The sequence below is a fragment of the Stenotrophomonas sp. SORGH_AS_0321 genome (assembly GCF_031453215.1).
Taxonomy (GTDB): Bacteria; Pseudomonadota; Gammaproteobacteria; order Xanthomonadales; family Xanthomonadaceae; genus Stenotrophomonas; species Stenotrophomonas chelatiphaga.
Genome location: NZ_JAVIZG010000001.1, coordinates 854,866 through 878,484 on the forward strand (window position 1 = coordinate 854,866; position 23,619 = coordinate 878,484).

General features: G+C 68.0%; 26 protein-coding genes and 1 other RNA gene. 12 read left to right on the forward strand and 15 right to left on the reverse strand.

Features of this window, described 5'->3' with window-relative positions:
• Window positions 1–47: 47 nt before the first annotated feature.
• The gene (locus QE373_RS03565; RefSeq protein ID WP_309683691.1) at window positions 48–2,075 is read right to left on the reverse strand and encodes a sodium-translocating pyrophosphatase; all 2,028 of its coding nucleotides are present in this window, start codon (window positions 2,073–2,075) and stop codon (window positions 48–50) included.
• Window positions 2,076–2,333: 258 nt separating this feature from the next.
• Here QE373_RS03565 and QE373_RS03570 point away from each other — a divergent pair, with 258 nt between their 5' ends.
• Window positions 2,334–2,819 carry a hypothetical protein gene (locus QE373_RS03570; RefSeq protein WP_309689537.1) on the forward strand — a complete coding sequence of 162 codons (486 nt, stop codon included), beginning with the start codon at window positions 2,334–2,336 and terminating at the stop codon, window positions 2,817–2,819.
• Window positions 2,820–2,862: 43 nt separating this feature from the next.
• On the opposite strand, the gene QE373_RS03575 is transcribed toward QE373_RS03570, so the two are convergent.
• Window positions 2,863–4,119 carry a 6-phosphofructokinase gene (locus tag QE373_RS03575; RefSeq protein WP_309683693.1) on the reverse strand — a complete coding sequence of 419 codons (1,257 nt, stop codon included), beginning with the start codon at window positions 4,117–4,119 and terminating at the stop codon, window positions 2,863–2,865.
• A 135-nt stretch (window positions 4,120–4,254) separates the two neighbouring features.
• Between QE373_RS03575 and QE373_RS03580 the strand changes: the two genes are divergently transcribed.
• The 3 genes from QE373_RS03580 to QE373_RS03590 all read left to right on the forward strand — a co-directional run bounded on the left by QE373_RS03580 (window position 4,255) and on the right by QE373_RS03590 (window position 7,079).
• Complete coding sequence (locus QE373_RS03580; RefSeq protein ID WP_123698989.1) at window positions 4,255–4,824, forward strand: adenylate kinase; 570 nt, start codon at window positions 4,255–4,257, stop codon at window positions 4,822–4,824.
• A 306-nt stretch (window positions 4,825–5,130) separates the two neighbouring features.
• On the forward strand, window positions 5,131–6,504 hold the full coding sequence (gene mpl, locus QE373_RS03585; RefSeq protein WP_211260395.1) for a UDP-N-acetylmuramate:L-alanyl-gamma-D-glutamyl-meso-diaminopimelate ligase: 1,374 nt from the start codon (window positions 5,131–5,133) through the stop codon (window positions 6,502–6,504).
• Complete coding sequence (locus QE373_RS03590) at window positions 6,501–7,079, forward strand: LON peptidase substrate-binding domain-containing protein (protein ID WP_057509171.1); 579 nt, start codon at window positions 6,501–6,503, stop codon at window positions 7,077–7,079. The genes mpl and QE373_RS03590 overlap by 4 nt, the downstream gene beginning before the upstream one ends.
• A gap of 11 nt (window positions 7,080–7,090) precedes the next feature.
• Here the strand turns inward: QE373_RS03590 and QE373_RS03595 are convergent, their stop codons facing one another.
• Entirely contained in the window at window positions 7,091–9,082 is a 1,992-nt protein-coding gene (locus QE373_RS03595) for a VTT domain-containing protein (protein WP_309683700.1), read from the reverse strand.
• Window positions 9,083–9,166: 84 nt separating this feature from the next.
• Here QE373_RS03595 and QE373_RS03600 point away from each other — a divergent pair, with 84 nt between their 5' ends.
• The 3 genes from QE373_RS03600 (at window position 9,167) to QE373_RS03610 (ending at window position 11,735) form a co-directional block, all read left to right on the forward strand.
• Window positions 9,167–9,829, forward strand: a complete 663-nt coding sequence (locus tag QE373_RS03600; RefSeq protein WP_123698992.1) for a serine/threonine-protein kinase — start codon at window positions 9,167–9,169, stop codon at window positions 9,827–9,829.
• A gap of 38 nt (window positions 9,830–9,867) precedes the next feature.
• Window positions 9,868–10,725: an NAD(P)-dependent oxidoreductase gene (locus QE373_RS03605; protein ID WP_309683702.1), complete on the forward strand. Its 858-nt coding sequence runs from the start codon at window positions 9,868–9,870 to the stop codon at window positions 10,723–10,725.
• Between the two features lie 71 nt (window positions 10,726–10,796).
• A complete protein-coding gene (locus tag QE373_RS03610) occupies window positions 10,797–11,735 on the forward strand; it encodes a YiiG family protein (protein ID WP_309683704.1) in 939 nt (312 codons plus the stop codon).
• A 41-nt stretch (window positions 11,736–11,776) separates the two neighbouring features.
• Here QE373_RS03610 and QE373_RS03615 read toward each other — a convergent pair whose 3' ends face one another.
• The gene (locus QE373_RS03615) at window positions 11,777–12,652 is read right to left on the reverse strand and encodes an ion transporter (RefSeq protein ID WP_309683706.1); all 876 of its coding nucleotides are present in this window, start codon (window positions 12,650–12,652) and stop codon (window positions 11,777–11,779) included.
• A gap of 65 nt (window positions 12,653–12,717) precedes the next feature.
• Here QE373_RS03615 and QE373_RS03620 point away from each other — a divergent pair, with 65 nt between their 5' ends.
• A complete protein-coding gene (locus QE373_RS03620) occupies window positions 12,718–13,944 on the forward strand; it encodes an acetylornithine transaminase (RefSeq protein WP_057509166.1) in 1,227 nt (408 codons plus the stop codon).
• A 31-nt stretch (window positions 13,945–13,975) separates the two neighbouring features.
• Here the strand turns inward: QE373_RS03620 and QE373_RS03625 are convergent, their stop codons facing one another.
• Entirely contained in the window at window positions 13,976–14,590 is a 615-nt protein-coding gene (locus QE373_RS03625; protein WP_309683709.1) for an HAD-IA family hydrolase, read from the reverse strand.
• Window positions 14,591–14,696: 106 nt separating this feature from the next.
• Between QE373_RS03625 and azu the strand changes: the two genes are divergently transcribed.
• Window positions 14,697–15,146, forward strand: coding sequence for an azurin (gene azu, locus QE373_RS03630; protein WP_309683711.1), 450 nt, complete (start codon window positions 14,697–14,699; stop codon window positions 15,144–15,146).
• Here the strand turns inward: azu and hemL are convergent.
• Both hemL and thiE read right to left on the reverse strand, forming a co-directional pair.
• Window positions 15,143–16,423, reverse strand: a complete 1,281-nt coding sequence (hemL, locus tag QE373_RS03635; protein ID WP_309683713.1) for a glutamate-1-semialdehyde 2,1-aminomutase — start codon at window positions 16,421–16,423, stop codon at window positions 15,143–15,145. The two genes, azu and hemL, sit on opposite strands and share 4 nt — an antisense overlap.
• On the reverse strand, window positions 16,420–17,055 hold the full coding sequence (gene thiE, locus QE373_RS03640; RefSeq protein WP_309683714.1) for a thiamine phosphate synthase: 636 nt from the start codon (window positions 17,053–17,055) through the stop codon (window positions 16,420–16,422). The genes hemL and thiE overlap by 4 nt, the downstream gene beginning before the upstream one ends.
• 34 nt (window positions 17,056–17,089) lie before the next feature.
• Here thiE and QE373_RS03645 point away from each other — a divergent pair, with 34 nt between their 5' ends.
• Window positions 17,090–17,329, forward strand: a complete 240-nt coding sequence (locus tag QE373_RS03645; RefSeq protein ID WP_057509161.1) for a rubredoxin — start codon at window positions 17,090–17,092, stop codon at window positions 17,327–17,329.
• A 22-nt stretch (window positions 17,330–17,351) separates the two neighbouring features.
• Here the strand turns inward: QE373_RS03645 and QE373_RS03650 are convergent, their stop codons facing one another.
• From QE373_RS03650 to QE373_RS03685, 8 genes are all read right to left on the reverse strand, one after another.
• Entirely contained in the window at window positions 17,352–18,197 is an 846-nt protein-coding gene (locus QE373_RS03650; protein WP_057509160.1) for a SirB1 family protein, read from the reverse strand.
• 88 nt (window positions 18,198–18,285) lie between these two features.
• Window positions 18,286–18,732 carry a DUF192 domain-containing protein gene (locus QE373_RS03655; RefSeq protein ID WP_057509159.1) on the reverse strand — a complete coding sequence of 149 codons (447 nt, stop codon included), beginning with the start codon at window positions 18,730–18,732 and terminating at the stop codon, window positions 18,286–18,288.
• Between the two features lie 61 nt (window positions 18,733–18,793).
• Complete coding sequence (gene rpiA, locus QE373_RS03660; protein ID WP_123698997.1) at window positions 18,794–19,441, reverse strand: ribose-5-phosphate isomerase RpiA; 648 nt, start codon at window positions 19,439–19,441, stop codon at window positions 18,794–18,796.
• A gap of 21 nt (window positions 19,442–19,462) precedes the next feature.
• A complete protein-coding gene (locus tag QE373_RS03665) occupies window positions 19,463–19,942 on the reverse strand; it encodes an EVE domain-containing protein (protein WP_309683719.1) in 480 nt (159 codons plus the stop codon).
• A complete protein-coding gene (locus QE373_RS03670) occupies window positions 19,939–20,526 on the reverse strand; it encodes a 5-formyltetrahydrofolate cyclo-ligase (RefSeq protein WP_309689540.1) in 588 nt (195 codons plus the stop codon). The genes QE373_RS03665 and QE373_RS03670 overlap by 4 nt, the downstream gene beginning before the upstream one ends.
• 94 nt (window positions 20,527–20,620) lie before the next feature.
• Window positions 20,621–20,806, reverse strand: a non-coding RNA gene (gene ssrS, locus QE373_RS03675) — 6S RNA.
• 80 nt (window positions 20,807–20,886) lie between these two features.
• Window positions 20,887–21,180, reverse strand: a complete 294-nt coding sequence (gene zapA, locus QE373_RS03680) for a cell division protein ZapA (RefSeq protein WP_057509156.1) — start codon at window positions 21,178–21,180, stop codon at window positions 20,887–20,889.
• On the reverse strand, window positions 21,177–21,398 hold the full coding sequence (locus QE373_RS03685; protein WP_057509155.1) for a TIGR02449 family protein: 222 nt from the start codon (window positions 21,396–21,398) through the stop codon (window positions 21,177–21,179). Before QE373_RS03685 ends, zapA begins: the two co-directional genes overlap by 4 nt.
• Window positions 21,399–21,539: 141 nt before the next feature.
• Here QE373_RS03685 and QE373_RS03690 point away from each other — a divergent pair, with 141 nt between their 5' ends.
• Window positions 21,540–22,088, forward strand: coding sequence for a UPF0149 family protein (locus QE373_RS03690; protein ID WP_057509154.1), 549 nt, complete (start codon window positions 21,540–21,542; stop codon window positions 22,086–22,088).
• Between the two features lie 20 nt (window positions 22,089–22,108).
• Window positions 22,109–23,431, forward strand: a complete 1,323-nt coding sequence (locus QE373_RS03695; protein ID WP_309689543.1) for an aminopeptidase P N-terminal domain-containing protein — start codon at window positions 22,109–22,111, stop codon at window positions 23,429–23,431.
• The last annotated feature ends 188 nt before the right edge of the window (window positions 23,432–23,619 follow it).

Genomic DNA, 23,619 nt, shown 5'->3' on the forward strand with positions numbered 1-23,619 from the left:
TGGATGTGCCCATCACAGCGCGCCCGCCGCTGTCAGCGTCGCTGTTTTCAGAGCAGCGGCACCAGCAGCAGCGCCACGATGTTGATGATCTTGATCAGCGGGTTGATCGCCGGCCCGGCGGTGTCCTTGTACGGATCGCCGACGGTATCGCCGGTGACCGCTGCCTTGTGCGCCTCGCTGCCCTTGCCGCCGAAGTTTCCATCTTCGATGTACTTCTTCGCGTTGTCCCAGGCACCGCCGCCGGTGGTCATGGAGATCGCCACGAACAAACCGGTGACGATGGTGCCGATCAGCAGCCCGCCGAGTGCGCGCGGCCCCAGCAGCAGGCCGACCACCACCGGCACGGCGACCGGCAGCAGTGACGGAACGATCATTTCGCGGATCGCCGAGCGGGTGAGCATGTCCACGGCACGGTCGTACTGCGGTTTGCCGGTGCCCTGCATGATGCCGGGGATTTCGCGGAACTGGCGGCGGACCTCTTCCACCACCGCGCCTGCCGCACGGCCCACCGCTTCCATCGCCATCGCACCGAACAGATAGGGGATCAACCCGCCGATCAGCAGGCCGATGATCACTTCGTGGTCGGACAGGTCGAAGCGGAATTCGATGCCCGGATTGGCCGCCTGCAGGTTGTGCGTGTAATCGGCGAACAGCACCAGTGCGGCCAGCGCCGCCGAGCCGATCGCATAGCCCTTGGTGACCGCCTTGGTGGTGTTGCCGACGGCATCCAGCGGATCGGTGATGGCGCGGATTTCCGGCGGCAGGTCGGCCATTTCGGCGATGCCCCCGGCGTTGTCGGTGATCGGGCCGTAGGCATCCAGCGCGACGATCATGCCGGCCATCGACAGCATCGCGGTGGCCGCGATGGCGATGCCGTACAACCCGGCCAGTGCGTGTGCGCCCCAGATGGCGGCGCACACCGCGATCACCGGCAGCGCGGTGGATTTCATCGAGATCCCCAGCCCGGCGATGATGTTGGTGCCGTGGCCGGTGGTGGACGCCTGCGCCACGTGCTGCACCGGCTTGTACTGGGTGCCGGTGTAGTACTCGGTGATCCACACGATCAGGCCGGTCAGCACCAGGCCGATCAAGGCGCAGCCGTACAGCGCGTACGGGCCGAACACATTGTCATCCATCAGCGCGGTGGTGACCGGATAGAACGCGATCGCGGCCAGCACCCCGGACACGATCACCCCCTTGTACAGCGCGCCCATGATCGATCCACCGGGCTTCACCTTGACGAACAGCGCACCGATGATCGAGGCGATGATCGACACCCCGCCCAGTACCAGCGGATACAGCACCGCGTTGCGGCCGGCTTCGGCGATCATCAGGCTGCCCAGCAGCATGGTGGCGATCACCGTCACCGCATAGGTTTCGAACAGGTCGGCGGCCATGCCGGCGCAGTCACCGACGTTGTCGCCAACGTTGTCGGCGATGACCGCGGGATTGCGCGGATCGTCCTCGGGAATACCGGCTTCCACCTTGCCGACCAGATCGGCGCCGACATCCGCGCCCTTGGTGAAGATGCCGCCGCCGAGGCGCGCGAAGATCGAAATGAGCGACGAGCCGAACGCCAGTCCCACCAGTGCGTGCAGGGCCTGCGCCACGTCCAGCCCCAGCCGCAGCAGGATGGCGTAGTAGCCGGCAACGCCCAGCAGTCCCAGCCCGACCACCAGCATGCCGGTGATGGCACCGCCGCGGAACGCCACGTCCATCGCCGCGCTGATGCCGTGCCGCGCCGCTTCGGCGGTGCGTACGTTGGCGCGCACCGAGACGTTCATGCCGATGTAGCCGGCGGCACCGGACAACACCGCGCCGATCGCAAACCCAATGGCGGTGTACCAGCTCAGGAAGATCCCGACCAGCACGAACAGCACTGCGCCGGCGATGCCGATGGTCAGGTACTGGCGGTTGAGGTACGCACGGGCGCCTTCCTGGATCGCGCCGGCGATCTCGGCCATGCGTGCGTTGCCACTGGGTTGGCGCAGGATCCAGCGCGCCGAGATGATTCCGAACAGGATTGCGATGACGGCGCACAGCAGCGCCAGTGACAGCCCGTGACGTTCCAGCATGACCTCTCCCGGTGTGGATGAAAGAACATCCAGCGGTGGTGAACTTCACCACGAGGGGGACGACGGGCTGCAGCCTTGGAACCAACCCGTAACAGACCATGATGGTCGTCCGACGTATGGCGGTGTTCAGCATTCCCTGGTGGCCGCAGTATGCGGTCCGGGGCCAGCAGGCGCCAGCCTTTGCACGCGGTTAAGCCAGGCTCTGCGACCGTGCGGCCATTACTGTCGTGGAGAACACCGATGCGCCTGCCCCTGCTGATGATGGCCCTGCTGGTCCCGGCCCTGCCCGCGTTGGCGGTGGAAACGCCCGAGCTGCAGCGTGCGGTGGGTTCGGCGCAGGCGGTCGGGGCGGTGCATACGCTGCGCCATATTCCCGAAGCCTGCGCCCGCCTGGAAGGCGCCTTCACCGGCGATGCGGCGCAGCCCTACCGCTTCGCCCCGGTACGCAGCAGCGAGCAGTGCCAGCCCCGCGCGCGCTTCGTCGATTACGCCAAGGCGCAGCCCAGCGAGGCCAAGGGATGGAAGCTCAACGACGTGATCCGCGTGCCGTCGGCGGCGTGTCCCGCCCAGCAGGCGGTGGTGCGGGTGTGGCGGCTGCCGGTGGCGCCGGCCACCGAACGCGACGGCCAGGGCCAGTCGCGCATCTATCTGGAAGATGCCAAGAAGCAGGCCAGCAGCGGCAAGATCCCGCAGGTGACGATGTTCGCCGCGCAGCTGCAGATGGAAGGCAAGGGCTGCCCGTAGAACCGGTCGCGCCGGGCCACGCTCGGCGCGACAGGCATCCGCCTCAGGCGTCGAACGGCTCCAGCTTTTTCTTGACGCCGACATTCTTCAGCGTGACGTATTTCGGCAGCCCATCCGGCCCGTAGGGCAGGGGCGCTTCGCCCTTGATCAGCGGTTGCAGGTAGGCCCGGGCCTTGTCGGTGATGCCAAAGCCATCCTTGCGGATGAAGCTGGCCGGCATCTTCTTTTCATGGTTGGCGATCTTCGCCAGCGGCGCCGATTCGATCTTCCAGCGGTAGGGCTTGTCGCTGCCGCGCACGATCACCGGCATCACCCCGTTGTGGCCGGCCAGCGCCAACCGCACCGCCGCACGGCCCACCGCCTGCGCCTGTTCCCAGTCGGTCTTCGATGCGATGTGGCGCGCCGAGCGCTGCAGGTAATCGGGGACGGTCCAGTGCACTTTCAGACCCAGCTGGTCCTTGACCCGGCCGGCCAGGTGCGCGGCGACGCCGCCGAGCTGGGTATGGCCGAAGGAGTCCTTGCCGCCACCGGCGTCGGCGACGAAGGTGCCATCGGCCGTGGCGATGCCTTCCGACGCCACCACCACGCAGTAGTCCACCTGATCGACCACCGCGCGCACCTTGGCCAGGAAGGCCGCTTCGTCGTAGGCGCGTTCGGGCAACAGGATCACCTGCGGAGCCTCGTCCGGTCCGCTGCCCGCCAGCCCGCCCGCCGCTGCCAGCCAGCCCGCGTGGCGGCCCATCGCTTCGTAGATGAACACGCGGGTGGAGGTTTCGGCCATGGCGGCGACATCCAGTGCTGCCTCGCGTACCGATACCGCGGTGTACTTGGCGGCCGAGCCGAAGCCGGGGCAGGTGTCGGTCACGGCCAGGTCGTTGTCGATGGTCTTGGGCACGCCGATGCAGCTCAGTTCGACCCCGCGCTCGCGCGCCAGTTCGGACACCTTCAACGCGGTGTCGGCCGAATCATTGCCGCCGTTGTACAGGAACCAGCGCACGCCATGCGCCTGCAGCACCGCCAGCAACCGGTCGTAACGGGCTGCATCCTGTTGCAGTGATTTGAGCTTGTAGCGGCAGGACCCGAAGGCGCCGCCGGGCGTGTGGGCCAGCGCCCGGATGGCACTGATCGGTTCGCGCGAGGTGTCGATCAGGTCTTCGCGCAGCGCGCCGAGGATGCCGTTGCGCGCGGCAAGCACCTTGACCCCGCGGGCGCGGGCTTCCTGGATCACCGCCGAGGCGGTGGCATTGATGACGGCGGTGACGCCGCCTGACTGGGCGTAGAGCAGGGTGCCTTGGCGCATCGGAACCTCGTGTCGGGACAGGGACATTGCAGGGACATTACCCGGATGCGGTAAAGTGCGGGTATTGCGGTGCAGCGATACCGGTCCGTCCGGACGCCGTGCGTTCATGAATTTCAACACGTTGGAGTCAGCTAGATGCGATTGGTTCTGTTGGGGCCGCCCGGTTCGGGCAAGGGTACGCAGGCAACGCGCCTGAAGGAAAAGCTCGGCATCGCCCACATTTCCACCGGCGACCTGCTGCGCGCCGAAGTGGCCGCCGGTTCCGAGCTGGGCAAGCAGGCCAAGGCGGTGATGGATGCCGGCAACCTGGTGTCCGACGACATCCTGCTCGGCATGCTGCGTTCGCGCCTGTCCCAGCCTGACGTGGCCAAGGGCTTCATCCTGGACGGCTATCCGCGCAACGTGGCCCAGGCCAAGGCACTGGATGGCGTGCTGGCGGACATCGGCCAGCCGCTGGATGCAGTGGTGCAGCTGGACGTGGACGCCGATCAGCTGATCGAGCGCCTGGCAGGCCGTGCCAAGGAACAGGGGCGCGCCGATGACAGCCCGGACGCGGTCCGCCAGCGCCTGCAGGTCTACACCCAGCAGACCGCACCGGTGGTTGATTTCTATGCCGAACGCGGCACCCTGGCGCGCCTGGATGGTATCGGCGAGCTGGAAGAAGTCGAAGCGCGCATCCATGCGGTGCTGCCGAAGGCCGGCTGAGGCCGGCGAGGCGTGCGGTTGGCGCCTGAAAAAACACAGGCCTGGTCCCTCCGGACCAGGCCTGTGTCATTTTAAAGCCAGCGGTGGGCTTGCTCAGGGCCCCGCAGCGTGAGCTCCCATGGGGATGGCCTCTTGGGGAGTAGGACCGGTTGGGAACTGCGGCTGGCGATGTGAATTGTGTCGATCTTCATAGGCTGCCGCTATCAGGATTTCCCTGACACGCCATTGGCTTTGTCTGAGCCCGGTGTCGGATTTATCTGACGCCTTGCTGGGCAGGATGGCCCATCGCCGGGTCGATCGGTAACAATGCGGGTCATGAGCAACGTACATATTCTTGGAATCGCCGGCACTTTCATGGGCGGCGTGGCCGCGCTGGCGCGCGAGCTGGGCCATGCCGTCAGCGGCAGCGACCAGGCGATCTATCCGCCCATGTCGACCCAGCTGGAAACGCTGGGAATACAGCTGGACCAGGGCTATCGCGCCGACAGCGTTCCGCCGGGTACCACCGAGGTGGTGGTCGGCAATGCACTCTCGCGGGGCAATCCGGCGGTGGAAGCCGTACTCGATGCCGGCCAGCGCTACATCTCCGGTGCGCAGTGGCTGAGCGAGCAGGTGCTGCCGGGCCGCGACACGCTGGCCGTGGCCGGCACCCACGGCAAGACCACCACCACCACCATCCTGGCCTGGCTGCTGGAAGCCGCCGGTCGCGCGCCCGGCTTCCTGATCGGCGGCGTGGCCGAGGATTTCGGCGTGTCCGCCCGCGTGGGGCAGGGCCGTGAGTTCGTCGTCGAAGCCGACGAGTACGACACGGCCTTCTTCGACAAGCGCAGCAAGTTCGTGCACTACCGGCCGCTGGTGGCGATCCTCAACAACCTCGAATACGACCATGCCGATATCTTCCCGGACGTCGCAGCGATCCAGCGCCAGTTCCACCATCTGGTGCGCACGGTCCCGGCACGCGGACGGCTGATCGTCAACGGCGAGGACGCGCGCCTTGCCGAAGTGCTTGCGATGGGCTGCTGGACGCCGGTGGAACGCTTCGGTTTCCAGCCTGCGCTGGAATGGCATGCCGAACTGCTCAGCGCCGATGGCAGCGCCTTCGTGGTGCATCATCGCGGGCAGCGCGTGGGCGAGGTCCACTGGGCATTGCTGGGCCGCCACAACGTGCTCAATGGATTGGCTGCGCTGGCTGCCGCACATGCCGTGGGCGTGGTGCTGGCCGACGTGCTGCCGGCGTTGTCGCGCTTCCACAGCGTCAAGCGCCGGCTGGAAGTGATCGGCCAGGCGCGCGGCATCACCGTGTATGACGACTTCGCGCATCACCCCACGGCCATCGCCACCACCCTTGAAGGCCTGCGCGCCAGAGTGGGCGATGCGCGCATCGTGGTGGCGATGGAGCCACGCAGCAATTCGATGCGGCTGGGCGCACATGCCCAGGCACTGGCGCCTTCGCTGGCGTTGGCCGATGCGGTGGTGTTCCTGCACCGGCCCGGGCTGGAGTGGGATGCCGCCGCGGTGATGGACGCCGTACGCGGCCAGGCCCTGGCAGTGGCCGACACCGATGCCTTGCTGGCCGATCTGGACGCCTTGGCCGAAGCCGGTGACCACGTGGTGTTCATGTCCAATGGCGGCTTCGACGCCGCGCCGCGGCGCTTCCTGGCGCAGCTGCAGGCGTCATGAGCGCGGTCGCGACGCTGCCGTTGTTTCCGTTGCACGCGGTGCTGTTGCCGGGCGCGAGCATCGGCCTGCGCGTGTTCGAACGGCGTTACCTGGACATGCTGCGTGATTCGAGCCGCGACGGCGGTGGATTCGGGCTGTGCCTGATCCTGCAGGGCGATGAAGTGGGGGCGCCTGCGGTGCCGGCGGCGTTCGGCGTGGAAGCCCGGGTGGATGATTTCGACATGGGCAGCGACGGCGTGCTGCAGCTGCGGCTGCGCGGTGCGCGGCGCTTCCACGTGGAGCAGACCCGGGTCCGCGACAACGGGCTGGTGGTCGGCGAGGTGCGCTGGTGCGCGCCGGATACCGATGACGAGCTGCGTCCGCAGCACGCGCTGCTGTCCACCCTGCTGCAGCACATCATCGAACAGGCCGGCGAGGACTATGCACCGGCCACGCCGGGGCTGCTCGACCAGGCGTCCTGGGTAGGCTGGCAGCTGGCGCAGCTGCTGCCACTGGAAGAATCACAGCGGCTGCAGCTGCTGCAGATCGACGACGTGCATGCGCGGCTGGACCTGTTGCTGGGCTGGATCCCGTAACGCCTGACGCGTTATTCGGTACGCAGGCGCAGCACCGGCAGGCCCGATTCGGGATGCACGCCTTCCTGCATCGGCAGGCCGTCCACCGATGCCTTCACCGCCGACATCGCCGGGTCGATCCCGCGCAGCGGATGCCACATGCCGATCCACTCGAAGTGGCGGGTGAAGCGCAGCGTCTGCGCACTGCCCAGCCACAGCGGGACATCGCCGGGCTGCAGCACCTTGGTCGCCGGCCACAGGCGCAGCACGTGGCGCTCGTCCGGGCGCTCGCCGTCACGCACCATCAGCAGGCTTTCCACCTGGGTATCCAGGGTGGCCGGCAGCACCGGCAGGGCGTCCGCGCCGGTGTCCTGGTCGAGCATCAGCAGCGCCTGCTCCCAGCCGGCCTGCGGCTGCACCTTCCAGCCCTGCGATTCCAGCCGGGCCTGCAGCGGCGCCAGCGGTCCGGCCACCTGCACGTCCAGCGGCCAGCGCTGGTCATCGTCGAACTCGTTGCGGCGCGCCGGCATGGTCTGCCAGGCCTGCTGCCACCACTGTTCGGCCAGCAGCGGCGCCGGGGCGGCCTGGTGCGGTTCGAAGCGTTCCAGCTTGACCGGGATGTTGCGCGGCGCGTACCACAGCGCCGCCACCAGGAAAGTACCGTAGAACAGCCAGGCGACCGGCTTGACCCAGAACGAACGGTTGAAGCGGCGGCGGTAGGCGATGCCCAGCACCAGCAGCCAGAACAGCCCGAACAACATGCCGCCGATCACATCGCTCAGCCAGTGCGCGCCGAGGTAGATGCGCGAAAAGCCGATCAGGCTGACCACGAAACCGGACACGAGGTACGGCCACACGCGGGTGCGCCCGGGCAGTTCACGGGCGATCAATACCGCGAAGAAGCCGAAGGTGATGGTGGCCATGGTCACCGACACCGACGGGAAGCCGAAGCCACTGCTGGCATCCGGCGGCCGCACCACGTCCACCGTGGCGCCGAGCAGCATGGTCAGCGCCAGGCCGAAGGCCAGCGCGGCCAGCCAATGCGCGGCGGCCATCCAGCGCCGGCGCCAGACCAGATAGCCCATGCCGGCCGCGGTGGCCGGCAGCAGCACCTGCCAGGCCCCCAGCGAGGCCAGCGCGGCCATCGGGTAGTCGGCCAGCGGGTTGCGCAGTGCCAGCATCGCGTGGTGCACGGCCAGGTCGATGCGCAGTGGTTCGCCGTGGGCCACCACCACCATCAGCAGCGCGAACCAGCACCAGCCCAGCACCAGCAGCATCAGCGCCAGCATCGCCAGCGGCACCGATTCGCGCCGTTGCGGATCGAACACCGACACCGAGTAACGCCCCAGCGTAGGATGGCGCTGCGACCAGTCCAGCAGCCGCGCCAGCCAGGTATCCATGCGCGCGGCCGACCAGCGGTAGCCGTACAGCACGATCGCCCAGACCAGGCCCAGGATCACGCACAGCAGGCCGACCACCACCACCAGCCGGCCAGCGACCGCGGCGACCGCGTCATACGCGCCGCCCAGGACCCAGCCCGGCAACAGGAACAATGCCGCCCATGACACGCTGGCGATGCCGCTGGCCTGCATGTAGCGGCTGGCCTGCATCTTCATCATGCCGGCGATGGCCGGTACGAACGGGCGGATGGCGCCTACGTAGCGGGCCACCAGGATGCTCTTGAAGGCATTGCGGCGGAACATCGTTTCGCCGCGGTCCAGCAACTGCGGGTAGCGGCTGAAAGGGAATACCCCGCGCAGCCGGTCACCCCAGCGCCGGCCGATCCAGTAACTGATGCCATCACCGGCGAACGCGCCCAGCGCCGCACACGCCACGGCATACGGCCCGGAGATCTGCCCCAGGCCGATGAACACGCCCACCGCGAACAGCAGCGGCAGGGCGGGCACGATGGCACCGAGGATGATGACCGCATCGCAGAAGGCGATGAGGAAGATGGCTGCACCGGCAAGCACCGGATTGGCGGCAATCCAGGCGAGGGTGGCGTCGATCCATGAAGAGTCCATCGCGGGATTATAAAGGCGTGCAGGTGACTGGTTGCCTGCTTGATGCCGGCTGATCGTGACAACGTGGATCGCCTAGAATGGGCCATGGCAGAAACCCGCACGCCCGCGCAGCACGCGCTCAAGTCAGACAGCTTCGGCCGCATCCTGCTGGTGCAGCACGCCGAAGGCCGCTTCGTGCGTCGCGACCTCGGTGCCACCCCGTGGTGGTTGCGGGTGCCGGCCTGGTGGCTGGCGCGACGCGAAGCGCGCGCGCTGCGTCATATCGACGGCATGCAGGCGGTGCCGAAACTGCTGGCGTGGGACGGCCGTTGGCTGGACCGCAGCTTCATGGCAGGCGATGCGATGTACCAGCGTCCGCCCCGCGGCGACGTGGCCTGGTTCCATGATGCGCGGCGGCTGCTGCAGGAACTGCATCGGCGCGGCGTGGCGCACAACGACCTGGCCAAGGAAGCCAACTGGCTGGTGACCGAAGACGGACATCCGGCGTTGATCGATTTCCAGCTGGCGGTGATCGGCCATCCGCGTGGACGCTGGATGCGCCTGCTGGCGCGCGAAGACCTGCGCCACCTGCTCAAGCACAAGCGGATGTACTGCCGTGAATCGCTGACCCCGGTGGAAAAGCGCGTGCTCAAGCGCACCTCGTGGGTGCGCGAGCTGTGGTTCGCCACCGGCAAGCCGGTTTACCGCTTCGTCACCCGGCGCATCCTGCACTGGGAAGACAACGAAGGGCAGGGCCCCAAGCCCTGAGTCCGCACTGCGGCCGGGCCGACCCGGTCGCGGGCATAATGCAGCATCGGCGTTGGCCGGTGACCAGGAGAACCGTGGTGTCCAACCTGCAAGGCAAGACGCTGTTCATCACCGGCGCATCGCGCGGCATCGGGCTGGCGATCGCGCTGCGTGCGGCGCGCGATGGCGCCAACGTGGCCATCGCGGCCAAGTCATCAGTGGCCAATCCGAAGCTGCCCGGCACCATCCACAGTGCGGCCGAAGCGGTCACCGCCGCGGGCGGGCAGGCGCTCGCGCTGAAGTGCGACATCCGCGAGGAAGACCAGGTGCAGGCGGCGGTTGCCGCGGCCGTGGATACCTTCGGCGGCATCGACATCCTGGTCAACAACGCCAGTGCGATCTGGCTGCGCGGTACGCTGGATACGCCGATGAAGCGCTTCGACCTGATGCAGCAGGTCAACGCGCGTGGCAGTTTCCTGTGCGCGCAGGCCTGCCTGCCGTACCTGCTGCAGGCCCCCAACCCGCACATCCTGAGCCTGGCGCCGCCGCCCAGCCTGGACCCGAAGTGGTGGGGGCCGCATACCGGCTATACCTTGGCCAAGATGGGCATGAGCCTGGTCACGCTGGGGCTGGCGGCGGAGTTCGGTCCACGCGGCGTGGCGGTCAATGCGCTGTGGCCGCGCACGGTGATCGCCACCGATGCGATCAACATGATCCCGGGCGTGGACGTGCAGGGCTGCCGCACGCCGCAGATCGTCGCCGACGCCGCGCACGCGGTGCTGGTGCGCGAAGCAGCCGGCTTCCACGGCCAGTTCCTGCTCGACGACGAGGTGCTTGCCGCGGCCGGCGTGACCGATCTTTCCGGTTACGCGGTGGATCCTGCGCATCCGCTGCTGCCGGATCTTTTCCTGGATTGATTCGACGACGCGTTGACCGCGCGGTCTGCTATGGTGCGCGGCTGTAATCGTTTCCAACAGGGAAGTGCCCCATGAATCCGACCTTCCGTACGGCCGTCCTGGCCGCGTCCGTTGCGCTGTGCCTGGCCGCCTGCCAGAAAGGCGCTTCCTCGTCCGCCGCTGTCGAGGGCGCCGACAAGATCAACGCCTACATCGCCTGCTTCAACGGCGTGCAGCAGCCGATCCAGGAAAGCTTCCAGCGCTACGTTTCGTGGATCGCCGATCCGGCGGCCGGCCCCACCGGCAAGGAAGACACCGTGCGCGCGCCGGGCACGGTGTTGTCCCATCGCGTCGAGTTCTGCGGCGCGCCGCTGACCGCCGCCCTGGCAGAGCAGCCGGCCAACGCCGCGCTGGATCCGGCCGCGCGCCGTTACCAGGAAACCTTCACCGCGCTCAACGAGAAGATCGGCGAGGCGGTGCGTTACTACGATCGCGAAGACTACAAGCGCGACGGCGGTGAGGGCATGCGTCAGCGGCACGCGCCGTTGATGGAGGCCTATTCGGCGTTCTTCGAAGCCGGTGATGCGATGGATGCCGCGCTGGAAGCCAACGAAGACCAGCGTCGCAAGAAGCAGATCGCGGCGATCGAGAAGGAAGAAGGGCGCAGCGCGGCGTTCTTCCACCTGAGCATCATCGGCGAGGGCAAGCAGCTGGTGAAGGTGCTGGACGGCGACGCGCCGGACCTCGCCGCCGGCCGAGCACAACTGGCGCGCTACCAGAGCGTGCTGGAAGAGGCGGCCAAGGCGAAGATCGGCCAGGGGGATCCGATGTGGGGCCACATGGAGCGTTCGGCGGACAAGCTGGCCAGCGAGGGCGGGCGCCGCATCGAACGCCTGCAGGCCAACCAGCCGTTGAGCCGCAGCGACCAGATCCTGCTGGAGAGCGGTGGCATGCCGCCGTCCGGCACCGCGCCGGCGCTGCTGGCCAGCTACAACGACCTGGTCGACATGAGCAACCGCATGGCGCGTTGATGCCGCCACGGCGGGTGTCGCGCCCTGGCGTTGGCACCCGCCTAGACCCGGTTGAACAGCTCCGGCAGGGGCTCGGCGCACTGCCGGCAGTAGCGTGCGTCGGGTTCGTGCCCGTCCAGCCCGCAGCGCACGCAACCGCGCCCATCGCGCTTTTCGGTGTGCTCGGCCTCGCGCAGCGTGCTGGCCAGTTCGGCGGTGTAGATGCCGGTCGGCACGGCGATGATGCTGTAGCCGATCAGGATCAGGATGGAGGTGACGAAGCGGCCCAGCGTGGTCTGCGGCACGATGTCGCCGAAGCCGACCGTGGCCATGGTCACCACCGCCCAGTACATGCTGCTGGGGATGCTGGTGAAGCCGCGGTTCGGGCCTTCGATCAGGTACATCAGCGCACCGGCGATGATGGTGATGGTGATGACCGTGAACAGGAACACCAGCACCTTGCGCCGGCTGCGCCACAGCGCCAGCATCAGCACGCCGCTTTCTTCGATGTAGCGGGTCAGCTTGAGGATGCGGAACACCCGCAGGATGCGCAGCGCCCGCACCACCAGCAGGCTCTGCGCGCCGGGAATGAACAGGGAAAGGTAGGTCGGCAGGATCGACAGCAGGTCGATGATTCCCCAGATGCTGACCGCATAGCGCAGCGGGCGCTTCACCACCGCCAGCCGCAGCACGTATTCCAGCGTGAAAATCACCGTGAACGTCCACTCCAGCACGTACAGGCCCCGTGCCCAGCGCAGGTGCAGGTGCTGCACGCTGTCGATCATCACCACGATCACGCTGGCGATGATCGCCAGCACCAGCAGCAGGTCGAAGTTGCGCGAAGGCCCGGTGTCGTGGCGATAGATGATGTCGAACCAGTATCGGCGCCAGCCGGTGGCGCTGGCGGGATTGAGTTGCGGAGCGGAGAAAGGGCGCATCGGCGCATTGTGCCGCACCGGCTGCGGGGCGAGAATGGGCGCTTTCCGAAGCTCGCCGGACCGCCATGACCGCCGCCACCGACCCCCTGATCTCCCTGTCGCACTACTACCTGCCGGTCTACAAGCCGCGCCAGGTCGTGCTCGAACGCGGGCAGGGCGCACGCGTGTGGGATTCGCAGGGCCGCGAGTACATCGACCTGGCCGCGGGCATCGCCGTGTGCGGCCTTGGCCACAACGATCCGGACCTGACCGCGGCGCTGGTGGAACAGGCCGGCAAGCTCTGGCACACCAGCAATGTGTTCTACAGCGCGCCGCCGCTGCACCTGGCCGAGGAACTGGTCAAGGCCAGCCGCTTCGCCGAACGCGTGTTCCTGTGCAACTCCGGTGCCGAAGCCAATGAAGTGGCGATCAAGATGGTGCGCAAGTGGGCGTCGTCGCAGGGGCGTCCGGCGGATCGGCGGGTCATCGTCACCTTCCGCGGCAGCTTCCACGGTCGTACCCTGGCGGCGGTGACCGCCACCGCCCAGCCGAAGTACCAGGAAGGCTACGAGCCGCTGCCGCAGGGCTTCCGCTACGTGGATTTCAACGATGAAGTGCAGCTGGAAACCGCGATGGCCGCCGGTGACGTGGCCGCGGTCATGCTGGAGCCGGTCCAGGGCGAGGGCGGGGTGATGCCGGCCAGGCCGGGCTTCCTCAAGCGCGTGCGCGAGCTGTGCGACCAGCATGGCGCGCTGCTGGTGCTGGATGAGATCCAGGCCGGCATGGGCCGCACCGGGACCTTGTTCGCGCACTGGCAGGATGGGGTGGTGCCGGACATGGTCACCCTGGCCAAGGCGCTCGGCGGCGGCTTCCCGATCGGCGCGATGCTGGCCGGCCCGAAGGTCGCCGAGACCATGCAGTTCGGCGCCCATGGCACCACCTTCGGCGGCAATCCGCTGGCCGCTGCGGTGGCGCGGGTCGCGCTGCGCAAGCTGGCGTCCGATGAGATCGCCGCCAACGTCGACCGCCAGTCGCGCGCGCTGCGCGAAGGCTTTGAACGCATCAACGCCGAGTTCGGCGTGTTCGGGCAGGTGCGTGGGCGCGGGCTGATGCTCGGTGCGGTGCTGTCCAAGGACCACCTGGGCCAGGCCGGGGTGATCCTCGACCACGCCGCCGAGCACGGCCTGCTGACCCTGCAGGCCGGTCCGGACGTGCTGCGTTTCGTGCCGTCGCTGAACATCACCGACGAGGAAATCGCCGAAGGCCTCAAGCGCCTGCGCGCGGCCGTGGCCAGCTACATCGCCGCGCGCTGAGCACGGTGGGTGGCGTGGCGACCGTCGGTCGTCATCGCAGGCCGTGGCGCTTCAGCACCCGGCCCACGCTGCGCCCGTCGCGCACGGTTTCGGCGTACAGACCCGCCTGCCGCGCACCGCGCACGTTGGTGAACAGGTCATCGATGAACAGCGTGCGCGACGGCGTGACCTGCAGGTGCTGCAGTGCGCGCTGGTACAGCGCCGGATCGGGCTTGCGTCCCCCCAGCGCGCCGCTGCACAGCAGGCCCCCACCCACGCGGTCACACAGCGCCGGAAGCAGGGCGTGAAGTACCTCGGCCATCAGCGGGCCGTTGTTGGTCAGCACGCCGATGCGCACTGCAGCGGGAAGGGTGAGGATCTGCTGCACCACGTCCTCGCGCGGGCGTGATGCGGCCACCCGTGCCTGGATCCACAGCGCCTCGCTGACCTCGGCCTGCAGGCCCTCGCTCAACACGCGCAGGTATTCCGCGGTCGCGGTCATCCCGCTGTCGTAGCGCGTTTCCAGTCCGCTTTCGAACAGCACCTGCTGCACCCGCGTGCCGTCCACGCCCAGGCTGCGGGCAAGGTGCCGCACGCGTACGCTGCGCTGGTAGTCCAGCAGCACCCCGTCGACGTCCAGCAGCAGCAGTTCGATTCCCGGCTTCATCACCGCAGCATGCCTGATCCAACGCCGCGGCTGCGACAGCCGGTCACAGCCGCGTGCTGCCGTGCTTTCCTACAATGGAGCCCACGACGAACGGGAGCAGGCAGTGATGAAGCAGTGGGCATGGGTGGCAGGGCTGGGCGCGGTGCTGCTGGCGCCGTCGGCGATGGCGCGCGTCTGCGCGGTGAACATCGACAGCACCGACCAGATGACCTTCAGTGCGCGCCAGATCACGCTGGCCGCCGATTGCACCGAGGTCGCCCTGACCTTGCGCCACACCGGCCGCATGGCGGCCACCGCGATGGGGCACAACTGGGTACTGACGCGCACCGCCGATTACCAGCCGGTGGCCATGGCCGGCATGCGCGGCACGCTCGCCGACAGCTACCTGCCGAAGGGCGATGCGCGCGTGCTGGCGCATACCAAGGTGATCGGCGGCGGCCAGAGCACCAGCGTCCGCTTCTCCACCCGCGCCCTGCAGAAGGGCGGTGACTACACCTTCTTCTGCTCGTTCCCCGGCCACTTCGCGATGATGAAAGGCACGCTGGTGTTCGGCTAGGCCTTGAAGGCGATGCGGGCGGCGGCGAGGGTCGCCTCGATCACCTCGTCGTCGTGGGCGCTGGACAGGAAACCCGCCTCGTAGGCGGAGGGGGCCAGGAACACGCCCTGTTCCAGCATCGCGTGGAAGAAACGGTTGAAGGCGGGGATGTCACAGGCGGTGGCCTGGGCATAGGTCTCCACCTTCTGGTCGGTGAAGAACAGGCCGAACATGCCGCCCACCTGGGTGGTGGTGACGCTCACGCCCGCCTCGGCGGCGGCCTGTTCCAGGCCCGCGCACAGGCGCGCGGCGCGCGCGGACAACTGCGCATGGAAGCCCGGCTGCTGCACCAGTTCCAGCATCGCCAGCCCGGCGGCCATCGCCACCGGATTGCCGCTCAGCGTGCCGGCCTGGTAGATCGGGCCGGCCGGTGAGATCTGCTGCATCAGCTCACGCTTGCCGCCGTAGGCACCCACCGGCATGCCGCCGCCGATGATCTTGCCGAAGGTGGTCAGGTCCGGGGTGACCCCGTAGTGCGCCTGGGCGCCGCCCAGCGCAACCCGGAAGCCGGTCATCACTTCATCGAAGATCAGCACGGTGCCGAAGCGCGTGCACAGCTCGCGCAGGTGCTGCAGGTAGCCCTCGCGCGGCGGGATGCAGTTGGCATTGCCGACCACCGGTTCGATGATCAGGCCGGCGATCTGCTCGCCCTGCGCTTCGAACAGCGCGGTAGCGGCGTCGAAATCGTTGTAGGGCAGGGTCAGGGTCAGCTCGCTCAGGCCGGCCGGCACGCCCGGTGAGGTGGGCACGCCGAGGGTCAGCATGCCGCTGCCGGCCTTGACCAGGAACGAGTCGCCATGGCCGTGGTAGCAGCCTTCGAACTTGACGATGCGGCTGCGGCCGGTGGCACCGCGCGCCAGGCGGATCGCCGACAACGTGGCTTCGGTACCGGAGTTGACCATCCGCACCATCTCGCAGGAAGGCACCAGCCGGGTCAGCGTCTCGGCCATGGTGACTTCGGCCGCGCACGGTGCGCCGAAGGACAGGCCACTGTCAGCGGCCTTCTTGACCGCCTGGCGCACCTCGGGATGGTTGTGGCCGACGATCATCGGACCCCACGAACCGACGTAGTCGATGTAGCGGTTGCCATCCACGTCATGCAGGTAGGCGCCGTCGGCGCGTTCGACGAAGAACGGCTCGCCGCCCACCGACTTGAACGCGCGCACCGGCGAATTGACGCCACCGGGCAGCAGCGCCTGGGCGCGGGTGAACAGGGCGTGGGACTGGTCGTGGTTCATGCGGGATCCTTGAAGCAGGCGAGATAGGCGTGCAGCGTGGAGACCGGGTCGGCGGCCTCGAACACGCTGCTGATCACAGCTACCAGGTCTGCACCGGCGGCGATGACGGGACCGACATTGTCCGGTGTCAGCCCGCCGATCGCCACCCGCGGCACGCCCAGTGCGGCGCTTTGCCGCAGCAGGTCCGGCGTGGCGCGGCGGGTGGTCGCCTTGCTGCGGCTGGGGTAGAACGCGCCGAAGGCCACGTAACTGGCGCCGGCGGCGACGGCCTCCCGTGCCAGCGCCGGTTCGTCGTAACAGGATGCGCCGACCAGTGCCGTCGGCCCCAGCAGCGCGCGTGCCGCCGCAACGCCGCCGTCGTCTTCACCGATATGCACGCCGGCGGCGCCGACCGCCTGCGCCAGCGGCGCGTCATCGTTGATCAGCAGGGGCACGCCATGGCGGACGCACAGGGCCTGCAGGGCGGCCGCCTGCTCGCGGCGCAGGGCCGCCGTCGCGGTCTTGTTGCGGTACTGCAGCCACGTGGTGCCGGCGGCGAGCAGCGGCTCGACACGCGCCAGCAGGCGTGCGGTATCGGGCTCGTCCGGGGTGATCAGGTACACGCCGCGAGGCGTTGCAGGCGTAGGGGACATGGATGGCTACCGGTTGCGTGGCCACGATGGGACAATGGCCACGGAGTGCATTGAAGGACGTCATTTTGAAGGGGAACATCCCATGAGCGACACCCCCCCGGCCGTGTTCCGCACGTGGATGTGCGTGGTCTGTGGATTCCTGTACCACGAAGCAGACGGCCTGCCCGAAGAAGGCATCGCGGCGGGGACCCGCTGGGAAGACGTCCCGGACACCTGGACCTGCCCGGACTGCGGCGTGACCAAGGATGATTTCGAGATGGTGGAACTGGACTGAACCGTGCACCGCGCGGTGCGGCTCAATGCAGCCGCGTGCGCGGCCCGCCGAGGTCCACCAGTTTCTCGCGCAGGGCCTGCGCGTCGCCCGCATCGGGATTGCGCTGCACGTAGCGGCCCAGGTCGCGGCGCGCACCGGCCAGGTACTCCAGCTTCAGGTAGGCCAGGCCACGGTCGCGCAGCGCGTCGTCGTTTTCCGGCGCCAGTTTCAGCAGGCGGTCGGCGCTGCGCGCGGCGCGGTCCCACTGGTGGTTTTCCGCGTAGACGCCCTGCAGGTTGCGCAGCATCCGCATCAGGATCGCGCGGCTGGGCGCGGGGTCGAGGATCTGCGCCAGCACCTGGTCGTCCGGTCGCTGGCCGCCGAGATGCGAACTTGCGCGCTCGCGCAGTTCTTCCACGCCCAGCGGCCGGCCGCCGTTGAACGGGTCCATCACCAGCATCCCTTCCTCCATCGGCAGGCGCACCAGGAAATGGCCGGGGAAGGACACCCCGTCCAGCACGATGCCGAGGCGGCGGGCGACCTCCATCTGCACCAGCGCCAGCGAGATCGGATTGCCCAGGCGACGCTCGAACACCTCGTTGAGATAGCTGTTGCGCGGATCGTAGTATTCGTCGTGGTCGCCGCTGTAACCCAGCTCATCGAACAGGTGGCGGTTGATCGCGGCCATCTTCAGCGGCGCCGACGCGATGATCTCCACTTCCGCGCGCAGGTGGTCGACGTGCGCCTGCACGGTCGCGTCGTACACCGTGGGATCCAGTGCGGGATATTCGTCGCGTGCGATGAGCAACGCAGTGGGCAGCAGTGGCAGCGACTCGTCGTCGAGTTCGGCCAAGGTGTCCCAGTCGGGCAATGTGATCCGGTCCTGCATGCCTACAGACTGGCGGCAATGCCGCAAGGTTTCAAGCTGCAGCAGGTGAAAGGATGCCGGCCGGCGGCCGGCATCCGGGTCGTTCCGGTCAGAGCGGCGGGATGCCCGGTCCCAGCTTCAGTTCGGTGCCGTCCTTCAACTTGATCTTCTCCGCCTGGCCGGCATTGAGCTCGAGCACGTAGCGTGCCGGCCCGCTGCTCGGATACGGCGGGCAGCGGTCCCCGGCCGAGCACGGCGGCACGTCGCGCTGCTGGCTGACCAGCTTGCGCGCACTGTCGAAGTACAGGATGTCCAGGCCGATGCGGGTGTTCTTCATCCAGTAGGCGAGGGGTTCCTCGCGGTCATGGATGAACAGCATGCCGTGGTCTTCGGGCAGGCTGTCGCGGAACATCAGCCCGCGCGCGCGGGTTTCATCGTTCTGCGCCAGTTCCACTTTGTAGCGGGCGCCATCGAGCTCCACCCAGTGCTGGGATGCACCGGTGGCGCAGCCGGCCAGCGCGAGCAGCGGCAGCAGGAGCAGGGAACGGATCGACATCGGGTTGTCCTCGATAGGAAAAACGGTCAGGCGGGCCTTGCAGCGCACGCCCGGCAGGGAATCAGAGCACCACCGGCGGTTCGCCGCCGACGATCACCACGTCGGCGCGGCGGCGCGCGAACAGGCCCACGCAGACCACGCCGGGCAGCTGGTTGAGCTCGCGCTCGAGCTTTTCCGGATCGGTGATCTGCAGATGGTGGATGTCCAGGATCTGGTTGCCGTTGTCGGTCACCACGCCCTCGCGCCAGGTCGGCTGGCCGCCGGTCATGTCGCGGATCTGGCGGGCGACCAGGCTGCGCGCCATCGGGATCACTTCCACCGGCAGCGGGAACCGGCCCAGCACCGGCACCTGCTTGGACGGGTCCACGATGCAGATGAAGCGCTCGCTGGCCTCGGCGATGATCTTCTCGCGGGTCAGCGCGGCGCCGCCACCCTTGATCAGGCACTTGCCCGGATCGCACTCGTCGGCACCGTCCACGTACAGCGACAGGCTGCCGGTGTGGTTGAGCTCCAGCACGTCGATGCCGAGCTGCTTCAGGCGCGCGGTGCTCTGTTCGGAACTGGACACCGCGCCCTTGATGCGGTGCTGGATGCGGCCCAGCGCATCGATGAAGTAGGCGACGGTGGAGCCGGTGCCGACCCCGACGATCATGCCGTCTTCGACGTATTCGATGGCTTTTTCAGCGGCCAGGCGCTTGGCTTCGGACATGCGGGCGGTCTCGATGGAGGATCAGGGTCTGCGTTCCAGCGACAGCAGCAGCTTCCACTGCGCAGCGGTCACCGGGAACACGGAAAGGCGGTTGCCCTTGGCGGTGAGCGGGAACCCTTCGCCCAGCGCATCGGCGTGCAGCTTGATTTCATCCAGCGCGATGACCCGCTCCAGCTTGCGCTCGAAGCCCACGTCCACCAGCATCCAGCGCGGCTCTTCGCGGGTCGCCTTGGGGTCGTGGTAGTCCGATTGCGGATCGAACTGGGTGTCATCGGGATAGGCGGCACTGGCCACCGTGGCGATGCCGACGATGCCAGGCACCTTGGTGTTGGAGTTGTAGAACAGGATGCCGTCGCCGACGTGCATCCCGTCGCGCATGAAGTTGCGCGCCTGGTAATTGCGGACGCCGTTCCAGGGCTCGGTGCCCACGCGTTGCAGGTCATCGATGGAAAAGGCGTCCGGTTCGGACTTCATCAGCCAATAGCGCTTGCGGGCAGTCATGCGGTCACGTGCGAGGCGAAAAGGGTGTCGGCTTCGGTGCAGATGGCGTCCAGCGCCACGTCCCAGGACGCGACGGCCAGCGCATCGACCTGCTGCACGGCGAAAGCCGCGCCGACCAGCCACGGCGGAGCAGGGCGGTCGTGCCGGAAGGCGAAGCTGCGATCATACCAGCCCCCTCCCATGCCCAGCCGGCCGCCCTGTGCGTCGAAGCCGACCAGCGGGGTCACCACCAGGTGCATCGCGCCGGCATCCAGCGTATCGGCAGGGTCCAGGTCGGGTTCGGGAATGCCGAAACGGTTCTGCCGCAGCGCCTGGCCCGGACGCCAGGGCGCAAAGCGCAGGACGTTGTCGTGCAGCACCGGCAGGCAGTAGGTGACGGTGTCGGGCAGGCTCAGCTGCCAGCGATGCAGGGCGATTTCGCCATCCATCGCCCAGTAACCGGCGACATGCCCGCGTTGCGGGGCGAACGGCAGCGACAGCAGGCGCGCGGCGAGGCGGTCGGCGGCGTCGATCCGGGCCGCGGCTGGCAGGTCGCGGCGACGCTGGCGGAGCGCGGCGCGCAACGTATTGCGGGGATCGGGTATCGAGGGGGGCGAGGAGGGCATGGCGCTATTGTGCCGCGCGGCCGACCGGAAAAAACAAAGGCGACATCCGAAGACGCCGCCTTTGTCGAATATTGCATTCTCCGCAATGACGATGCATGCGAAACGACCTTGAACCCAGGGGCTCAAGTGGGAACGCTGGGGAACCATCGGGCTTCCCGCTGCAAGGCGGACATGCACTCCCGGCACCGTCGCGCTCCCGGTGTCGTTCTTAAGGGACAAGGCGAATGTTTGCACATGCCGTCGTGTACCGCAGAGAACGCAGGAACAGTATAACCAGCTCGCTGCGCAGGGGTAGTCCGTTCGTCGGCAACAGTGCGTGCCAATTCAGATTGCGCGGCGTTACACGTCGATCGCGCGGTCCAGCCGACGGTTCATGTCGGCCAAGGTCTGCTGCAGGGCAACGGCCTGGCGGGCGTTCTCATCGCGCAGCTGCTGCAGCTCGTGCGCCAGGTTCAAGGCCGCCAGCACCGCGACGCGGTCGACGGCCGCCATGCGGTTGCTGCCGCGGATTTCGCGCATCTTCGCATCCAGCAGGCGCGAGGCGGCCATCAGGCTGTCGCGCTCCTCGGCGGTGACGCCGACGGTGTAATCGCGATCAAGCAGGCGGACGTTTACCGGTTCGGCACCGCTCATGTGTGCTGCTCCAGGGATTTGAGCCGGGTGATCATCGCTTCTACCCGCGAGCGCGCCTGCTCGTTCTTGGCCAGCAGGGTGGAGCGTTCGTTGACCAGCTGTTCCTGCTGGTGGCGCAGGCTGCGGTTCTCTTCGGCCAGCCGCTGGTTACGCTCAAGCAGCGCCTCCACCCGGGCGGCGAAGGCCTGCAACTGGTCGAGCGGGCTGGGATGGTCCATGGCGGCAAGAGTCTCAGGGCCGTTGATGACGGTCAAGCGTCAGTGGCACGGGCTGCGGGGCGACGCGCCACGTTCTAAACTAGCCCATCGGCGACACAGGCAGGACTGCGTGGGTCGCCCCCATCACAAACGAGCCTGCAGATGACCGAACTTCCTTCCATCGACGACGTTTCCCGCGCCAGCGCGGCGCTGGGGCTGGGCGCGACCCCGGCCGAGCTGCACGGTGGCCTGTGCGGCTGGCTGGCGGCCGGCGGCGCGCCGGGCAACGACTGGCCGGCCCGCGTGCTGGCCGACGATGCGCTGCAGCCGGTGGCCGAGGGCAGCGCGCTGGCGCAGTTGCTGGAGGTGACGATCAAGCAGCTGGAAGACCGTGATTTCGGCTTCGAGCTGCTGCTCAGCGACAGCACCCAGACCGAAGCCCAGGTGGATGCCCTGTTCACCTGGGCGCGCGCGTTCCTGGGCGGCTTCGGGCTGGGCTCGGGGCACAAGCGCCCGGCGCTGTCCGAAGAAGGCGAAGAGGCGCTGAATGACCTGGCCAAGCTGGCCCAGGCGTCCAGCGAGGACTTCGACAGCGATGGCGAGGACGACGACGAAGCGCTGGCCGAGATCGAGGAGTTCATCCGCATCGCCGTGCTGCTGCTGCATGGTGACTGCGTGATGGCTGCGCGCCACCGCCAGCGCCTGAACTGATGGCGGGCGATCGCATGGACCTGCGCCAGCGCACCGGGATCGGCGCGGCCGAGTACAAGCGGCGCCGGCGCCAGCTGATGGAGATGGCCGGCGACGATGCGATCCTGGTGCTGCCGGCCGCTGCGGAAAAAGTGCGCAGCCTGGATACGCATTATCCGTACCGCCAGGATTCGGACTTCCAGTACCTGAGCGGCTTCCCGGAGCCGGAAGCGGTGCTGGTGCTGATTCCCGGGCGGCGGCACGGCGAGGTCATCCTGTTCTGCCGCGAACGCGATGCCGAACGGGAAGCGTGGGACGGCAGCCGCGCCGGCCAGGAAGGCGCGGTGGCCGATTTCGGCATGGACGACGCCTATCCCATCGAGGACCTGGACGACATCCTGCCGGGGATGCTGGAAGGGCGATCGCGGGTGTACTACCACTTCGGGCGCGATGCGGATTTCGACCTGAAGCTGATCGGCTGGGTCAACCGCGTGCGTTCGCAGGTGCGCCATGGCGCGCAGCCGCCGCACGAGTTCCTGGAACTGGGCCACCTGCTGCATGAGCAGCGCCTGTTCAAGTCCGGCGCGGAGATCGCGCTGATGGAGCAGGCTGCACAGATCAGCGTGCAGGCGCACCGTGCGGCGATGCAGTCCGCGCGCGCCGGCATCCACGAATATGAGCTGCAGGCGGAGCTGGAGCGGGTGTTCCGCGCCCATGATGCGTGCCCGGCGTACTCGAGCATCGTCGGTGCAGGCCGCAACGGCTGCATCCTGCATTACCGCGACAACAACGCGCGCACGCGCGATGGCGAGCTGGTGCTGATCGATGCCGGCGCGGAGTACCGCGGCTATGCCAGCGACATCACCCGCACGTTCCCGGTCAGCGGTCGTTTCACTGCCGAGCAGCGTGCGTTGCATGACCTGGTCGGTGCGGCGCAGGCGGCTGCCCTGGCGCAGGCACGGCCGGGGGTGGCGTACGAGGCGGGTCACCTGGCCGCGGTGCAGGTGCTGACCGAGGGGCTGCTGCGGCTGGGGCTGCTCAAGGGCAGCGTGGAGGACAACATCGCCCAGGAGCAGTACAAGCGCTTCTACCGGCACAAGACCGGGCACTGGATCGGGATGGACGTGCACGACGTGGGCGATTACCGACTGGCGGGTGAGTCGCGGCTGCTGGAGCCGGGCATGGTGTTCACCATCGAGCCGGGGCTGTATGTCGGCGCAGAAGACACCAGCGTGGAGGCGCGTTGGCGCGGCATTGGCATCCGCACCGAGGATGACGTGCTGATCACCGCCGATGGGCATCGGGTGTTGACCGAGGGCCTGGCGCGCAGCGCCGACGAGATCGAAGCGTTCATGCAGGGGTGATTGGTGGGGCCGGGCCTGCGGCCCGGCGGCCCGCTTTTTCAAGCGACGTCAACGTCAAAAGCGTGCAGGGCTGTGTGGTGGCGGGGCGGGGTGGCTGTGCAGGACACGCCGTGAACCCGTCCATGGGGGCTCGCTTTTCGCATCCATGCGAAAAGACGGTCCTGCACAGCCACCCCGCCCCACCTTCG

What these genes read in the sequence shown, in the direction of transcription:
- QE373_RS03565 (WP_309683691.1), bottom strand. Translation starts at nt 2,075, where the DNA reads ATGCTGGAACGTCACGGGCTGTCACTGGCGCTGCTGTGCGCCGTCATC.
- QE373_RS03570 (WP_309689537.1), top strand. Translation starts at nt 2,334, where the DNA reads ATGATGGCCCTGCTGGTCCCGGCCCTGCCCGCGTTGGCGGTGGAAACG.
- QE373_RS03575 (WP_309683693.1), bottom strand. Translation starts at nt 4,119, where the DNA reads ATGCGCCAAGGCACCCTGCTCTACGCCCAGTCAGGCGGCGTCACCGCC.
- QE373_RS03580 (WP_123698989.1), top strand. Translation starts at nt 4,255, where the DNA reads ATGCGATTGGTTCTGTTGGGGCCGCCCGGTTCGGGCAAGGGTACGCAG.
- mpl (WP_211260395.1), top strand. Translation starts at nt 5,131, where the DNA reads ATGCGGGTCATGAGCAACGTACATATTCTTGGAATCGCCGGCACTTTC.
- QE373_RS03590 (WP_057509171.1), top strand. Translation starts at nt 6,501, where the DNA reads ATGAGCGCGGTCGCGACGCTGCCGTTGTTTCCGTTGCACGCGGTGCTG.
- QE373_RS03595 (WP_309683700.1), bottom strand. Translation starts at nt 9,082, where the DNA reads ATGGACTCTTCATGGATCGACGCCACCCTCGCCTGGATTGCCGCCAAT.
- QE373_RS03600 (WP_123698992.1), top strand. Translation starts at nt 9,167, where the DNA reads ATGGCAGAAACCCGCACGCCCGCGCAGCACGCGCTCAAGTCAGACAGC.
- QE373_RS03605 (WP_309683702.1), top strand. Translation starts at nt 9,868, where the DNA reads ATGCAGCATCGGCGTTGGCCGGTGACCAGGAGAACCGTGGTGTCCAAC.
- QE373_RS03610 (WP_309683704.1), top strand. Translation starts at nt 10,797, where the DNA reads ATGAATCCGACCTTCCGTACGGCCGTCCTGGCCGCGTCCGTTGCGCTG.
- QE373_RS03615 (WP_309683706.1), bottom strand. Translation starts at nt 12,652, where the DNA reads ATGCGCCCTTTCTCCGCTCCGCAACTCAATCCCGCCAGCGCCACCGGC.
- QE373_RS03620 (WP_057509166.1), top strand. Translation starts at nt 12,718, where the DNA reads ATGACCGCCGCCACCGACCCCCTGATCTCCCTGTCGCACTACTACCTG.
- QE373_RS03625 (WP_309683709.1), bottom strand. Translation starts at nt 14,590, where the DNA reads ATGAAGCCGGGAATCGAACTGCTGCTGCTGGACGTCGACGGGGTGCTG.
- azu (WP_309683711.1), top strand. Translation starts at nt 14,697, where the DNA reads ATGAAGCAGTGGGCATGGGTGGCAGGGCTGGGCGCGGTGCTGCTGGCG.
- hemL (WP_309683713.1), bottom strand. Translation starts at nt 16,423, where the DNA reads ATGAACCACGACCAGTCCCACGCCCTGTTCACCCGCGCCCAGGCGCTG.
- thiE (WP_309683714.1), bottom strand. Translation starts at nt 17,055, where the DNA reads ATGTCCCCTACGCCTGCAACGCCTCGCGGCGTGTACCTGATCACCCCG.
- QE373_RS03645 (WP_057509161.1), top strand. Translation starts at nt 17,090, where the DNA reads ATGGCCACGGAGTGCATTGAAGGACGTCATTTTGAAGGGGAACATCCC.
- QE373_RS03650 (WP_057509160.1), bottom strand. Translation starts at nt 18,197, where the DNA reads ATGCAGGACCGGATCACATTGCCCGACTGGGACACCTTGGCCGAACTC.
- QE373_RS03655 (WP_057509159.1), bottom strand. Translation starts at nt 18,732, where the DNA reads ATGTCGATCCGTTCCCTGCTCCTGCTGCCGCTGCTCGCGCTGGCCGGC.
- rpiA (WP_123698997.1), bottom strand. Translation starts at nt 19,441, where the DNA reads ATGTCCGAAGCCAAGCGCCTGGCCGCTGAAAAAGCCATCGAATACGTC.
- QE373_RS03665 (WP_309683719.1), bottom strand. Translation starts at nt 19,942, where the DNA reads ATGACTGCCCGCAAGCGCTATTGGCTGATGAAGTCCGAACCGGACGCC.
- zapA (WP_057509156.1), bottom strand. Translation starts at nt 21,180, where the DNA reads ATGAGCGGTGCCGAACCGGTAAACGTCCGCCTGCTTGATCGCGATTAC.
- QE373_RS03685 (WP_057509155.1), bottom strand. Translation starts at nt 21,398, where the DNA reads ATGGACCATCCCAGCCCGCTCGACCAGTTGCAGGCCTTCGCCGCCCGG.
- QE373_RS03690 (WP_057509154.1), top strand. Translation starts at nt 21,540, where the DNA reads ATGACCGAACTTCCTTCCATCGACGACGTTTCCCGCGCCAGCGCGGCG.